This is a genomic window from Burkholderia sp. BCC1208, from assembly GCF_902833095.1.
Lineage (GTDB): Bacteria > Pseudomonadota > Gammaproteobacteria > Burkholderiales > Burkholderiaceae > Burkholderia.
The window spans coordinates 60,488-75,023 of sequence record NZ_CADFDY010000003.1 but is presented as its reverse complement, the minus strand read 5'-3'; the positions used below and the strand labels follow the sequence as shown (position 1 = coordinate 75,023).

11 protein-coding genes are annotated in these 14,536 nt (G+C 67.7%); 5 read left to right on the top strand and 6 right to left on the bottom strand.

Going from position 1 to position 14,536, the window contains the following annotated elements:
* Positions 1–528: 528 nt before the first annotated feature.
* The 3 genes from HWX09_RS08035 to HWX09_RS08025 are packed head-to-tail and all read right to left on the bottom strand — an operon-like array spanning position 529 to position 4,337.
* Positions 529–1,347 (bottom strand): SDR family NAD(P)-dependent oxidoreductase, encoded by an 819-nt coding sequence (locus tag HWX09_RS08035; protein ID WP_080681396.1) that lies wholly within the window; start codon positions 1,345–1,347, stop codon positions 529–531.
* Between the two features lie 48 nt (positions 1,348–1,395).
* Positions 1,396–2,868, bottom strand: coding sequence for an aldehyde dehydrogenase (locus HWX09_RS08030; RefSeq protein WP_034185493.1), 1,473 nt, complete (start codon positions 2,866–2,868; stop codon positions 1,396–1,398).
* Between the two features lie 29 nt (positions 2,869–2,897).
* A complete protein-coding gene (locus HWX09_RS08025) occupies positions 2,898–4,337 on the bottom strand; it encodes an MmgE/PrpD family protein (protein WP_027785818.1) in 1,440 nt (479 codons plus the stop codon).
* Positions 4,338–4,662: 325 nt separating this feature from the next.
* Here HWX09_RS08025 and HWX09_RS08020 point away from each other — a divergent pair, with 325 nt between their 5' ends.
* The 5 genes from HWX09_RS08020 (at position 4,663) to HWX09_RS08000 (ending at position 11,402) form a co-directional block, all read left to right on the top strand.
* Complete coding sequence (locus HWX09_RS08020; protein WP_027785819.1) at positions 4,663–5,475, top strand: enoyl-CoA hydratase/isomerase family protein; 813 nt, start codon at positions 4,663–4,665, stop codon at positions 5,473–5,475.
* Between the two features lie 210 nt (positions 5,476–5,685).
* Positions 5,686–7,176 carry an aldehyde dehydrogenase family protein gene (locus tag HWX09_RS08015; RefSeq protein WP_027785820.1) on the top strand — a complete coding sequence of 497 codons (1,491 nt, stop codon included), beginning with the start codon at positions 5,686–5,688 and terminating at the stop codon, positions 7,174–7,176.
* 41 nt (positions 7,177–7,217) lie between these two features.
* Entirely contained in the window at positions 7,218–8,681 is a 1,464-nt protein-coding gene (locus HWX09_RS08010; RefSeq protein ID WP_027785821.1) for an aldehyde dehydrogenase family protein, read from the top strand.
* A gap of 54 nt (positions 8,682–8,735) precedes the next feature.
* Complete coding sequence (locus HWX09_RS08005) at positions 8,736–9,806, top strand: zinc-binding dehydrogenase (protein WP_027785822.1); 1,071 nt, start codon at positions 8,736–8,738, stop codon at positions 9,804–9,806.
* 171 nt (positions 9,807–9,977) lie between these two features.
* A complete protein-coding gene (locus tag HWX09_RS08000) occupies positions 9,978–11,402 on the top strand; it encodes an MmgE/PrpD family protein (protein WP_027785823.1) in 1,425 nt (474 codons plus the stop codon).
* A 159-nt stretch (positions 11,403–11,561) separates the two neighbouring features.
* On the opposite strand, the gene HWX09_RS07995 is transcribed toward HWX09_RS08000, so the two are convergent.
* The 3 genes from HWX09_RS07995 to HWX09_RS07985 are packed head-to-tail and all read right to left on the bottom strand — an operon-like array spanning position 11,562 to position 14,499.
* On the bottom strand, positions 11,562–12,428 hold the full coding sequence (locus tag HWX09_RS07995) for a CoA ester lyase (RefSeq protein ID WP_027785824.1): 867 nt from the start codon (positions 12,426–12,428) through the stop codon (positions 11,562–11,564).
* A gap of 3 nt (positions 12,429–12,431) precedes the next feature.
* Complete coding sequence (locus tag HWX09_RS07990) at positions 12,432–13,631, bottom strand: CaiB/BaiF CoA-transferase family protein (protein ID WP_027785825.1); 1,200 nt, start codon at positions 13,629–13,631, stop codon at positions 12,432–12,434.
* A 10-nt stretch (positions 13,632–13,641) separates the two neighbouring features.
* Entirely contained in the window at positions 13,642–14,499 is an 858-nt protein-coding gene (locus tag HWX09_RS07985; protein ID WP_027785826.1) for a MaoC family dehydratase N-terminal domain-containing protein, read from the bottom strand.
* Positions 14,500–14,536: the final 37 nt, after the last annotated feature.

Genomic DNA, 14,536 nt, shown 5'->3' with positions numbered 1-14,536 from the left:
ATTCAAGGCCGTCGGTCGGGTCGCGACGTCCGGCAGCAGACACGCTGTGCCGGCTCGACGTTAATCTAACGTTAGGTAGATTGAGGTGCGCAACATCGAATCTCCATTGGGTATAACCCGAGGCGAATTCCTGCTTTCACGCGACGATCCACTGGATGAATTTCGGCGTTCCGTACTTCAACGCATTCAGGCGCGTTTCTTTTTAAAAAAATCATCCGTTATACGGAATAAATCGAATGGGAGCGTTTCCAGGCGCGTAACGGAAGCCGTGTTCGCGCGAGTGACGCGTGATGCCGGTGCCAAAAGACGTTTTATCCGGCGGAACGCATTTTTTGCGCGTGTTTGCCGAAAATCGGCAATTCGACGGCCTGAGCGGACAGGTGGATTTGTGCTGCCGGGGAGCGTGTGAATGAAGGAGAGGGAGAAGAAGGGGGGCGGGCAACGCGGACGATCACTGGCGATGACGGCTCGGGCGGACCGTCATCGCCAGCCGCACAAACTGCGCGACGGGCGCGTGGCGCAGCGCGCCTACTTGCCCATCGGTTTCGCGAACATCATGTGCGACATGCCGCCGTCGCACGCGATCGACTGCGCCGTGATATACCCGGCGGCCGGCGACGCGAGATACACGATCAGATCGGCGACTTCCTCCGGCTTGCCGACCCGGCTCATCGGCAGCATCGTCGCCAGTTGATCGAGAATCTCCTGCGGCACCGAGCCGCGCGCCATCGGCGTGTCGATCACGCCCGGCAACACGACGTTGACGCGCACGCCGTAGGCTGCCCATTCGTGCGCCATCTGCCGGCTCAGCGTGATGAGCGCCGCCTTGCTCGGCCCATATGCGCCGCCCTGCGAATAGCCATGGACGCCCGCCAGCGAAGCCGTATTGACGATGGCCGCATGCGGGCTCTTCTTCAGGTGCGGCAGCGCGCTGCGCGCGAGCATCAATGCGCCGTCGACGTTCACCTGGAAGCCGGCACGCCATTCGTCGATCGGCACGTCCTCGAGCATCCCCGAGCGCACCAGCGCGGCGGTATTGATCACGACGTCGAGCCGTCCGAAGCGCTCGACCGTGGCGGCGATAGCCGCATCGATGTCCGGCTGTTTCGACACGTCGAGACCCAGTGCGATCGCCTCGGCGCCGTCGCGCACGATCTCGCCGGCGACGCGTTCGGCGTGGCCGGCATTCAGGTCGGCCACGGCGACGGCGCCGCCGTTGGCCGCGAACGTCTTCGCGCTGGCCTCGCCCATGCCGCTGCCCGCGCCGACTACGAGCGCGACCAGCCCCTTGATGCGTGAATGGATCATCCAGTCGCTCGGCGCGTCATGGCTGGATTCGGTGTTCATCGGTTGCTCCTCTTGATGTCAGGTGATGGATGGTTCGTACATCGGCACTCAGGCGGCCGGCTGGTCCAGGACGACGGTCTTGGATTCGAGGAACGCTTCGAGGCCGCCCGTGCCGCCTTCGCGTCCGACGCCCGATTGCTTGAAGCCGCCGAAGCCGATCGAGAAATCGGTGCGCGACGCGTTGTGGCCGACCGAGCCCGCGCGCAAGCGTCGCGCGACGCGCAGCGCCCGCTCGGTGTCATGCGTGAAGACCGCGGCATTCAGGCCGAAGATCGTGTCGTTGGCCATGTCGATCGCGTGTTGCTCGCTGTCGGCCGCGATGACCGACAGCACCGGGCCGAACAACTCGTTCTGCGCGATGCGGGAGCGGTTGTCGACGTTCGCGAACACCGTCGGTTCGAAGAAGAAGCCGCGCGCCAGATGGGCGGGCCGCTTGCCGCCGATCGCCAGCCGCGCGCCGTCGGACACGCCTTGCGCGACCAGTCGCTCGACTACGTCGCGCTGCGCGGCCGTCGCGAGCGGCCCCATGCTCGTCGCGTCGTCGAGCGGGTCGCCGAGCACCATGCCGCGCGCGGCCTCGACGAGCGCGTCGACCATCTGGTCATGCTTCGCGCGCGGCACGATGATGCGCGTTAGGCTGTGACAGACCTGGCCCGACAGATAACTGAAATACGGTGCGCCGAGCACCTTCGCGGCCGTTTCGATGTCGTAGTCGTCGAGTACCACGGCAGGCGATTTGCCGCCGAGTTCGAGCGTGACGCGGGCGACGCGTTCGGCCGCCACCGCGCCGATGCGCCGGCCCGCGCCGGTGGAGCCGGTGAAGGTGATCTTGTCCACGCCGGGATGGCGCACCAGCGATTCGGACACGGTCCGGTCGGCCGTCAGCATGTTGACCACGCCGGGCGGCAGGCCGACTTCGTCGCAGATCTGCGCGAACAGATGGCCCGAACTCGGCGTCTCGGGCGAATTCTTGATGACGACCGTGCAGCCCGCGAGCAGGGCCGGCGCGATCTTGTACGCGAGCAGCCCGGCCGGGCCGTTCCACGGCACGATCACCGCCACCACGCCGACCGGCTCCTGCACGCGGTAGGCCTGGTGGCCGGTCACGGCGCGCGCGGGCGCGACGAACGGATAGCTGTGCGCCATCGCCGCGTACTGGCGGAACGCACCGCTCAGGAACAGGCCGATGCGCGGTTTGGCAATCCGGTACAGCACGCCGGATTCGATACTCCAGCCGCGCGCGAAATCGTCGTTCAACGCTTCGAGGCGGGCGGCGATCTTCTCGAGGAAGGCGCCGCGTTCGGCCGGCGACAGGTGCGGCCACGGCCCGCGATCGAACGCACCGCGTGCGGCGCGCACGGCAGCGTCGACGTCGGCTTCGTTGGCCATCGCCGCGTGCGCAACCACGTCCTCGGTTGCGCAGTCGAGCACCGCGCGGGTGTCGGTGGAAGCGGGCGCCACCCAGCGTCCGCCGATATAGAGGCGATCCGCGTGCGGCATGTTCAGGGAAGGGCGGTTCATCGTTGGCGGTTCTCCGGTTGCGGGTCGGCTTACCGGCCGGCGGACCGCACGAACTGGCGGATCACGGTGCCGAAGTCGTCTACCTGCTCGAGGTTCAGCACGCTGTCGACGACGCGGTCGACGGTCGCGGCCGGCAGCAGGCCATCGACGAAGGTGCGGAACTTGCCGACCAGTTCGTCCGTCGTCATGTAGGTCGACGGATCCGCCGACGGCGTGCCCTTCGGGAACATCTTCTCGCCGGCGAAGACCTGGCCGCGTGCGCGCACTTCGACGCGCGACGGGCGGCTCGAGATGTCGGCCGAGATCGACTGGAAATAGGTGGGGTGCGTCTTCAGCGAGACGCGGCTCATCAGCGCCATCACGGACGGATCGAACACGACGGCCGGATCCTGCCAGCGAGGGCCCGGCGGAATGCGGTGCGCCGCGACCGCCAGCCCGTGCGAGAAACAGAACTGCGCGTCGTGCACCTCGAGAATTTCACGGTTGGTGAAGCAGGGCAGCACATAGGCCCAGCCTTCGCCGTACGACGTGATGCTGTCGATTTCGTCGGGCTTCAGGTCGTGCTGCGTGACGATGTCGATCAGCAGGTCGAGCGGCGCGTGCATCACGCGGCAGTGCGGATAGGGCTTGAACATCTGGAAGGCGGGGAAGCGCCACGTGTCGCCGAGATCGGCCGTGATCAGCTCGGGCGTCCAGCGATCGGTGCCGATGAAGCTCGCGTAGCCGTTCACTTCGTCATCGAGGATCCGAAGATCGCCGCGGTGCCCGAGTTCGCCCATGTCGGCGGCCGTGAGCGCGATATTGGTCAGGCCGCCGGCCAACTGGTACTTGATGGTCGCGGTGGGCGCGTGCGTGAACCACGCGCGCTGCGCATTCACGGGCGCCGATGCGGCGGCGAGGCCCAGTGCGTTGGCCAGTTGCGCCGACGACAAGCGCTTGAGCTTGCCCGCGGACGCGGTCGCGCCGAACACGGTGCTGCTATAGCCGACGACCGACGCGGGATTGGCGGACTTGCCGTCCTTGGTGTCGCGGTAGCCGGCCATCGCGGCGCCGAAGCGGTACGAGATCTCGTGCGACACCGCCACGGCGGCGATCAGATCCTTGCCGGAGCGGCCGTACACCTCGGCGGTCGCAAAGGCGCCGGGCAGCACGTACGGGCTCACGTGGCCCGGCAGCAGCACCGAGTCCGCATCGAGCGCGTTCAGCAATTCGCTGTTGGCGAACGCGGCGCCGTAGACGGTGGTGCGCTCGCCGGTGCCGATGATCGTCGCATCGCCTGCGCTGCCGCCGATGCGACGGCCCATTTCGACACCGATGCGCCCGCGCGGATGATCGATACCGGCCAGCGCGACGCCAAGCGAGTCGAGGATGTCGCGCTTGCATTCCTGCACGACGATGTCCGGCAGCCGCGCCGTGTCGACGCCGGCCGCGAAATCGGCCAGTTGCTGGACGATGGTGGGGGAAGTCATGTGTCTCGCTCCTCGTTCGAATGCTGTTTATGTCTGGACAAATGCGATCAGCGTTGGCTCGCGCGCCGTCGTGCGCAATGCCTGCGATCGAAACGTTCCGTTCTTCGAAAGCCGCGCGCCGCGTCGCGCGCGCGCGAACTGCCGCATGCGGGGATACCCTGATGGGAAATCGCCGCATGCAAAATAGAATAACGATTGTTAGTTAGATTGCGTGAAGCCGCCATGGCCTATACGCTTTCCCTTTTGCACCGCGAACCGACACAGCCGCACTTCGCCGGCGGGCGCGATACACGCCGCCCGCGCTCTCCCACTTCCCGGACTACGCATGAAATACGAAGACTTCCAGTTTCTCCTGTTCGATCGCCAGCCGGACGGCGTCCTGCTCGTCACGCTCAATCGCCCGGAGGTCATGAACGCGACGAACAACCGCATGCACTGGGAATTGACCAAGGTCTGGGGCGTGGTTGCCGAAGACCCGAGCGTCAAGGTCATCGTCGTGACGGGGGCGGGCGATCGCGCGTTCTCGGCCGGCGGCGATCTCGCCGTCGTCGAGGAAATGGCGGGCAGCCAGGAAGCCACGCTGCGCGTGATGAAGGAAGCGTCCGACATCGTCTACAACATGCTCGCGTGCGACAAGCCGATCGTCTCCGCCATCAACGGCACGGCCGTGGGCGCGGGTCTCGTCGTCGCGCTGCTGGCCGACGTGAGCGTGATGGCCGAGGATGCGAAGCTGACCGACGGGCATGCGCGCCTCGGCGTGTCGGCCGGCGATCACGCGGCGATCGTGTGGCCGCTGCTGTGCGGGATGGCCAAGGCCAAGTACTACCTGATGACCGCGGATTTCGTCGACGGCAGGGAAGCCGAGCGGATTGGGCTGGTCAGCTTCTGCACGCCGCGCGCCGACGTGCTGCCGCGCTCGCTCGCGATTGCCGCGAACCTCGCGCGCGGCAGTCAGACCGCGATCCGCGCGACCAAGAAATCGCTGAACAACTGGATGCGACTGGCGGGCCCCATCTTCGACAACTCGCTCGCGATGGAGATGTTGTGTTTCCTGGGCGCGGACGTGAAGGAAGGCGTCGCGGCATTGCGCGGCAAACGCCAGCCCGAATTCCCGTCGGCGCAGCTGCCGCAGTCGTAAGCGATCGAATGCCCGGGCTTCGGCCCGGCTGCCGCAGCCTTCTATCTAACTAACGGTAGGTAAAATCGCGCAGGCCGCGACCGCTTCTCGACGGCATGGCGCCTACCGAAGCTGCACGCTGTGCCTGCCATGGTGCGCGGCATTTTGAATTCGGGCGCGCGTCGACGTTCCGCTGGCCTGACGAACGCTGCGCTATCAACTGGAGGTTTCATGACGACCGTAACTGATGCTGCACAGGCCGCGCGCGCGAAAGCGCTCGCGTGGATCGGACAAGGCACGAAGCGTCTGCTGATCGGCGGGCGATGGGTCGACGCCGCATCGGGAAAGACGTTCGAGACGATCAACCCGGCCACCGAGCAGCCGCTTTGCCGCATTGCCGAGGCCGACGGCGCCGACGTCGACGCTGCCGTGATCGCGGCGCGCAACGCGTTCGACGCGCCGTCGTGGTCGGCGTTGTCGCCGCACGCGCGCACGCGGGCGTTGCTGAAGATCGCCGACGCGATCGAAGCCCATGTCGACGAGCTGGCCGCGATCGAATCGCTCGACAACGGCATGCCGCTGTGGTTTGCGCGCGCCGCGGCGGGCGCCACCGTGGACATCGTCCGCTACTACGCGGGCTGGTGTTCGAAGGTGCTGGGCACCACGATCCCGTCGGACGGCAGCACGCTGATCTACACGCTGCGCGAGCCGCTCGGCGTGTGCGGCCAGATCATCCCGTGGAACGTACCGATCCTGATGGCCGCGATCAAGATCGCGAACGCGTTGTGCTGCGGCAATACGGTGATCCTGAAGCCGGCCGAGCTGGCTTGCCTGACCTCGATCCGGCTCGCGGAGCTGATCCAGGAAACCGACTTGCCGCCGGGTGTCGTCAACGTGCTGCCGGGCTTCGGCGCGACGGCGGGCGCCGCGCTCGCGCAGCACCCGGGCGTCGACAAGATCGCGTTCACGGGCTCGACGGCGGTCGGCAAGCAGATCACGCGCGACGCGACGCTGAACCTGAAGAAGGTGACGCTCGAACTCGGCGGGAAGGCGCCCAACGTGGTGTTCGCCGATGCCGACATCGAAAAGGCCGTGCAGGCCGCTGTGAAAACGTTCTGCGGCAACTCGGGCCAGGTGTGCTCGGCCGGCACGCGCCTGTTCGTGCAGGAAAGCATCCACGAGCAAGTGGCGGAACGCGTCGCGCAGGTGGCGGCCGAGTGGAAGGCCGGCGACCCGTTCGCGGCCGACACGAAGATCGGCCCGCTGATCTCGGCGACGCAGCGCGAGCGGGTCCAGTCGTACATCGCCGTGGGCCGCGAAGGCGGCGCGACGTTGCGGCTCGGCGGCCAGCCGTGGCGCGGCACCGGCTATTTCGTCGAGCCGACGATCTTCGACAACGTGCGCAACGGCATGCGGATCGCGCAGGAGGAGATCTTCGGGCCGGTGCTGTCGATCATCCCGTTCCGCGACGAGGACGATGCGGTGCTGCAGGCCAATGACACGACCTACGGGCTGTCCGCCGCGGTCTGGACGCGCGATGTCGCGCGGGCGCACAAGGTGGTGCGCGCACTCAAGGCCGGGCGGCTGTGGATCAACACGTTCGGCGAATCCGACCCGGCGATGGCATTCGGCGGATACAAGCAATCGGGCTGGGGCCGCGAATTTGGCCAGGAGTCGATCGACGCCTATACGCAGACCAAGTCGATCATGCTCCGCATGTAAATTTCGACGTCCGGAACAATAGCCAGGAGACATTCATCAGCATGGACATTCCACATTTCGTGAAGGGTACGAAGCAGTTGCTGATCGGCGGGCAGTGGGTCGAGCCGGCCGGCGGCGAGCGCATCGAGGCCATCAACCCGGCCACCGGCGAGGTGCTGTGCCATATCGCGCAGGGCAGCACGCAGGACGTGGACCGCGCCGTGGCCGCGGCGCGCCACGCGTTCGAAGGACCGTGGAGCCGCTTCACGCCGCACGAGCGGCGCAAGCTGCTGCTGCGCGTGCATGACGCGATTCTCGATTACTTCGACGAGCTCGCGCTGATTGAGACGCTCGACATGGGCGCGCCGCTCGCGCGCACGCGCGGCTACAAGGAATGGCTGTCGCAGCTGCTGCAGTTCTACGCATCGCAAACGGGCGCGGGCGCGGTGGAAACGCCGCCGATGTCGATCGCGCCGAACTTCACCGCGCTCAAGCAGTTGATGCCGGTCGGCGTGGTCGGCGGCATCATCCCGTGGAACGGCCCGCTGATGGGGATGTGGTGGATCTACGGCCCCGCGCTGGCCACCGGCTGCACGGCCGTGCTGAAGCCGGCCGAGGATGCATCGCTGTCGTCGCTGCGCGTGTCCGAGCTGATGATGGAAGCGGGCGTGCCCGACGGCGTGATCAACGTCGTCACCGGCTACGGCAAGGACGTCGGCCAGGCGCTGGCCGAGCACCGGGACGTCGATCGCGTCGCCTTCACGGGCTCGGTCGGCACCGCGCAGGCGATCGTGCGCGCGTCGGCCGGCAACCTGAAGCGGCTGCAGCTCGAACTCGGCGGCAAGTCGCCCGACATCGTGTTCGCCGATGCCGATCTCGACAAGGCCGTGCCCGGCGCGGCGATGGGCGTGTTCACGAATACCGGCCAGGTGTGCGTGGCCGGCACGCGGATCTTCGTGCAGCGCGCGATCCACGACGAATTCGTGCAGCGCATGGCCGCGTTCGCCGGCACGATCCGCATCGGCGACGGCCGCGATCCCGATACGCAGATCGGCCCGCTGATTTCGCGGCGCCAGCTCGAGCGCGTGATGCATTACGTGGACGTCGGCGGCAAGGAGGCCCGGCTCGTGCACGGCGGCGGTCGTCCGGACGGCGCGCCCGCCGGCGGGTTCTTCATCGAGCCGACGGTGTTTGCCGACGTGCGGAACGACATGACGATCGCGCGCGAGGAGATCTTCGGGCCGGTCGCGTCGGTGATTCCGTTCGACACGATCGAGGACGCGCTGCGGCTCGCGAACGATACGCCGTACGGGCTCGCCGGCGGCGTATGGACCAGCAGCCTGTCGACCGCGCACCGCGTCTCGCAGGGGATTCGCTCGGGCACCGTGTGGGTCAACTGCTACGGCGTGATCGATCCGGCGGTGGGTTTCGGCGGCACGAAGATGAGCGGCTACGGCTGGAAAGGCGGCAAGGAGCACGTCGAGAGCTTCCTGTACCCGAAGGCCACCTATATCAATCTGGTGTGAGCCGGCACGGCGCCGCGTCACGACCGCAGTCCCGAGGCACAGGAGACACAAGACATGAAAGGCGTGGTTTTCAGAGGCGAACGCAGGCTGGAGATTCTCGATTTCGACGATCCGACGCCCGGCCCCGCCGATGCCGTGATCGAAATGAAGGCATCGGGCATGTGCGGCAGCGACCTGCACTTCTATCGCAACAAGCCGGCCGACGTGATCCATTCGCTGGGTTTCAAGGATCTAGCGTCGCGCGGCATGTCGGAGGACACGCCGATCATCGGCGGTCACGAGCCGTGCGGCCGAATCGTCGCGGTCGGCTCGGCCGTCGACCCGCGCGCGTTCAAGGTCGGCGATCGCGTCGCGGTGTTCCACTACGAAGGCTGCATGCACTGCGATCACTGCCGCACCGGCTGGACGCAGATGTGCAGCCACGGCGCGGATATCCACGGCGTGATCAAGCACGGCGGCCACGCGCACTACATGAAGGTGCCCGCGACCTCGCTCGTCCATCTGCCCGACGACGTGTCGTACGCCACCGGCGCCGCGATTTCCTGCGGCACCGGCACGGCGTGGGGCGCGCTGCTGCGCCTCGGCATCACCGCGCGCGACACGCTCGCGGTGTTCGGGCTGGGCCCGGTCGGCCTGTCGGCCGTGCAGCTGGCCGCGGCGATGGGCGTCGAGGTGATCGGCGTCGATATCGCGGCCGACCGCGTCGCGCGCGCGAAGGATTTCGGCGCGGCCCACGTGATCGACGGCAGCCGGCAGGATCCGATCGAGGAAATCCAGAAGCTCACCGGCGGCCTCGGCGCGACCTGTGCGATGGATTGCGCGGGCGGCGACGTGCCCAAGCAGCAGGCGGTGCGCAGCACGCGCCCGTGGGGGCGGATCGCGCTGGTGGCCGTGGGCGGCAACCTCAACGTCGACGGGATGAAGGACGTGATCGGCAAGCAGCGCACGATCCTCGGCTCCTATACGTTCTCGGAAGTCGGGATGAAGGACTGCATTCACTTCGTCGCCGATCACGGCGTGGACGTCGACAAGCTGTTCACCGACCGCTGGCAGCTCGAGCAGGCCGACGAGGCCTACCGGCAGTTCGACGCGCAGGCGGGCGGCAAGGGCGTTTTCGTGTTCTGAGCGCACCGGCGGCTACACGGCGGCAATGCTGCTGATGGCCGTCGTCGCCCTGCTTGCCGCCGGCATCGCGCTTTCGGCAGGACGGCCGGGCCGCACCTATCGCCCCGCATGACCCGTCGTGGCCCGCGCGAGAGCCGGGCCATTTACCATTCGATCATCCAGGAGACTTTCATGACCGTCACCCGCGAGACCCGCTCCGTCGCGCCGGACAACTGCCCACCGCTCGAGCAAGCGGTGGTGCGTTTCATCCAGGAGCTGAAATACGAGCACCTCGACGCGCGCGCGCTGGCCGGCGTCAACCGCCTGATGCGCGACCAGATCGCGTTGCAGGTCGGCATTTCGAAAATGCCGTGGTCCGAGCGGCTCCTCGCTTACGCGAAGGCCGGGCAGCGTCCCGGCAAAAGCCGCGTGAGCGCGTCGGCGCTGACGATGAGCGCGGCCGATGCCGCGTTCGTGAACGGTTCGTATGGGCACGGCTTCGAGTACGACGACGCGCACGGCCCGAGCTACAGCCACCCCGGCAGCTGCGTGATTCCGGCCGCGCTCGCGATTGGCGAGGAGCTCGGCGCATCGCTCGAGGAGGTGATCGTCGCGATGGTGGCCGGCTACGAAGTCTATGCGCGCATCGGCCTGCTTGCCGCGCCCGAACTGCTGCAGCGCGGCTATCACCCGCACGCGACGCTGTCCAACTTCGGCGCGGCGGCCGTGGCGGCCAAGTTGCGCGGCTTCGACGCCGAGACGACGCTGCACGCGCTGGCGATCGCGCTGAGCCACGTGTCGGGCACGACCGAATACACGTCGACCGGCGGCTCCATCAAGCGCATCCATGCGGGCATCGGCACGCGCAACGGGATGGCGGCGGCCGACATGGCACGCGCGGGCATCACGGGCCCGCGCGCGTTCCTGAGCGGCAACAAGGGCTTCTTCCGCACCTTCCTGCAGCGCACGGCCGGCGACAACGCCGAGCGACGCTTCGACCTCGACCGGCCGTTCGAGATCGGTACCGTGTGGCTCAAGGCGTATTGCGCGTGCTACTGCACGCACGCGTACATCGACGCGCTGCGGCCGTTCGCGGCGCGCCGCGACGAGATCGCCGACATCCATCTGAAAATTACGCCGCACTTCAACGTGGTCGTCGGCACGGCCAACGTCAACGCGTATACGCCGAAGAACATCGAGCACGTGCAGTTCAGCCTGCCGATCCAGGCGGCGTTCACGCTGCTCGGCAAGGGCAACGGCTATCCGGTCCACCGCGATTACCTCGTCGGCAAGGTCGACATGGCGCCCGTGATCGAGATCGCGCGCAGCATCCGCATCAGCGAGGCGCCCGAGCTGGAGAAACAGTATCCGGGCAAGTTCGTCGCCGACGTGACCGTCACGTTCAAGGACGGGCGCACCGAGCACGTGTTCGTCGGCGATCCGATCGGCACCGACACGAATCCGATGCCGGAGCACGAGCAGGATGCGAAGTTCATGGACTTGACCACCGACGTGCTGGGCACCGAACGCGCACGTGCGCTGCTGGCCGCGCTGCGTGAGCTGAATCCGGCGACGAAGGCGGCGGAGCTGACTGCGATGTGGGCGGTGGAAGGCTGAGCGGCGCGGTCGTCCGGAGCGATGTGCGCGTTCCGGGCGGCCGCTGCGGTGATTCGAGACTATGCAAGAACAACGGGCGGCGCCGGAATACCGGACGCCGCCCGCTTTTTCATCGGCCCGCGGATTCGAGGCCGATACCGTCGTTGGCGTGAACAGACGCTAAGCCGATCGCGCCGGTTTCCGCACGCTCGCGACGATCGCCTCGGCGGCGCGAATCACCGGCAGGTCGACCATGCGGCCGTCGAGGCTGAACGCCGCGCCGCCGTGCTTCGCGGCTTCGTCGAGCACGCGGCGCGCCCACGCATGCTCTTCGTCCGAGTATCCCATCGCATCGTTCACGCCGGCGACCTGCGCCGGGTGGATGCACAGCTTGCCGCCGAAGCCAAACGCGCGTGCGCGCTGCGCGTCAGCGGCCAGACGTGGCGCATCGTCGGTGCGGGTCGTCACGCCGTCGATCGGCGCGGGCAACTGCGCGCGGCGCGACGCGGCCACGAGCGCGTTGCGCGCGAACGCCAGCTCCGGCTCGTCGGGCGATGCGCGCATGCCGAGATCGAGCTGGAAGTCGAGATGGCCGAAGGCGAGACGCACGACTTGCGGATCGCGCGCAAGCGCATCGGCCGCATCGAGCCCGGCCAGCGATTCGATCAGCGCGACGAGGCGCGCCGCCTCGCCGAGCTGCTGCGCGACGCGGCGCAGCGCATGCACGTCTTCGGACTTCGGCAGCATCACGGCGACGCCTTGCCCGGTCCAGTCGCGCAGCAACGCGAGATCCGCGTCGTGCCACGGCGTGCCGACGGCGTTCACGCGCACCACGGTGCGCGCGCGATGCTCGGGCGTGAAGTGCGGGAGATGCCGCGCGAGCTGCGCGCGTGCGTCGTCCTTGCTGCCTTCGGGCACCGCGTCCTCGAGGTCGATGACGATGCAGTCGGCGTCCGTATCGAATGCCTTCGCAAAGCGCTCGGGACGCGTGGCGGGCACGAACAGCAGGCTGCGCGCATGCAGCACGGGGGAAGGAGAGGTCGTCATGGCTCAGATCACGCCGTCGGCGCGCAGTTGTTCGATATCGGCGTCGCTGCGCCCCAGTTCGCGCAGGATCGCCGTGCTGTGTTCGCCGAGCGCGGGCACCGGATCCATGCGCACGTCGAAGCTGTCGATCGTGGCGGGCGGCAGCAGCGCCTGCAGCTCGCCGGCCGGCGAACCGACGGTGCGGAAGCGACCGCGCGCATGCAGCTGCGGGTGCGTCCACAGATCGCGGACCTGGTTGACCGCGGCATTCGCGATCTGCGCTTCGTCGAGCCGCGCGCTCACGTCCTGCGCGGTCAGGTCGGCAAACACCTGCTCGATCACGGCTTTCAGGCTCGCGCGGTTTTCCGAGCGGCGCACGTTGGCGTCGAAGCGCGGGTCGGTCGCGAGGTCCGGGCGGCGCAGCACGACGTCGCAGAACACCTTCCACTCGCGCTCGTTCTGCAGGCCCAGCATCACGACGCGGCCGTCGCCGGCCGTAAACGGCCCGTACGGATAGATGGTCGCGTGCGCCGCACCGTTGCGTGTGGGCGGTTGCTGGCCGTCGTACGCGTAGTACATCGGAAATCCCATCCACTCGGCGAGCGCCTCGAGCATCGAGATTTCCACGTGCGAGCCTGTGCCCGTGACGCCGCGCTGCAGCAGCGCGCTGAGGATGCCCGTGTACGCGTACATGCCGGCCGCGATATCCGCGATCGAATTGCCGGCCTTGCACGGCTCGTCGGGCGTGCCGGTGATCGACAGGAACGCGGCCTCGCTCTGGATCAGCAGGTCGTAGGCTTTCTTGTCGCGATACGGGCCGTCGCCACCGTAGCCGGAGATGTCGCAGACGATCAGGCGCGGATACTTGGCGTGCAGCGCGTCGAACGACAGCCCCATGCGCGCGGCGGCACCGGGTGCGAGGTTCTGCACCAGCACGTCGGCCTGGGCGACGAGCTCGCCAAGCACGTCCTGTGCAGCGGGTTGCTTCAGGTCCAGCGTGAGGCTTTCCTTCGAGCGGTTGGTCCAGACGAAGTGCGACGCGAGACCGCGCGTGCGGTGATCGTAGGCGCGCGCGAAATCGCCGACGCCGGGCCGTTCCACCTTGATCACGCGCGCGCCGAGATCGGCGAGCTGACGCGTGCAGAACGGCGCGGCGATCGCGTGTTCGAGCGTGACGACGGTCATCCCGCTCAGCGGGCCGGGTTGAGCTTGGCGAGCTTGCATGATCGGATCGCTATTCCAGTTCGATGCTGGCCTGCATGGCCAGCTGTCCTTGCGGGCCGCGCGCCCACACGCGGGCGGTCTTGCCGTCGAGCTTGCCGTTCACGGTGAACGGTGCGGTGTCGAACAGCGGGCTGACCGCCTTGAAGTCGAAGGCGCGGATCGTCTTGCCGGGGTGCGTGCGGCGCAGTTCTTCCATCAGCAGCATCGCGATCAGCGGGCCGTGCACCACGAGGCCCGGATAGCCTTCTTCCTGCATCGCGTAGGGGCGGTCGTAGTGGATCCGGTGGCCGTTGAAGGTGAGGGCGGAAAAGCGCATCAGCAGCACCGGATCGGGGATGACGATGCGCGAATACTGCTCGTCGGTCGGGGCCGGCTGCGGGGCGGGCGCTGGCGTGCCTGCAGCGGCGGGCGGCGGCGCGTCGCGATAGACGATGTCCTGTTCTTCGCGGATCGCCAAGCCTTGCGCGTCGCCGATCTCGTGCAGCACGGTCACGAACACGAGCCGGCCGCTGCGGCCGGACTTGCTCTGCACGTTCGCGATCGTGGAGCGGCGCTGTATCGGCGTATCGACGGCGAGCGGACGCAGAAACTGCAGCCGTCCGCCGGCCCACATGCGGCGCGGCAACGCGACCGGCGGCAGGAAGCCGCCGCGCCGCGCGTGACCGTCGATGCCGATGTTCGACTGCCGCTCGCCGGGCAGGAAGTACAGCCAGTGCCACAGCGGCGGCAGGGCGGCCGGCAGCGCGGACGGCTCGGCGTCGTCCAGCGTGGCCCGCAGGAGCCGGATCGGCGCGGGGGTGATGCGGTCCACACTCTCTTCGCGGCGGCCAATCCACGCGTCGAATGATTCGGGTTGTTCGCCAGTCATGTCGTTTCGCGTTCTCGATGATTGAAGTGTCGTGAAG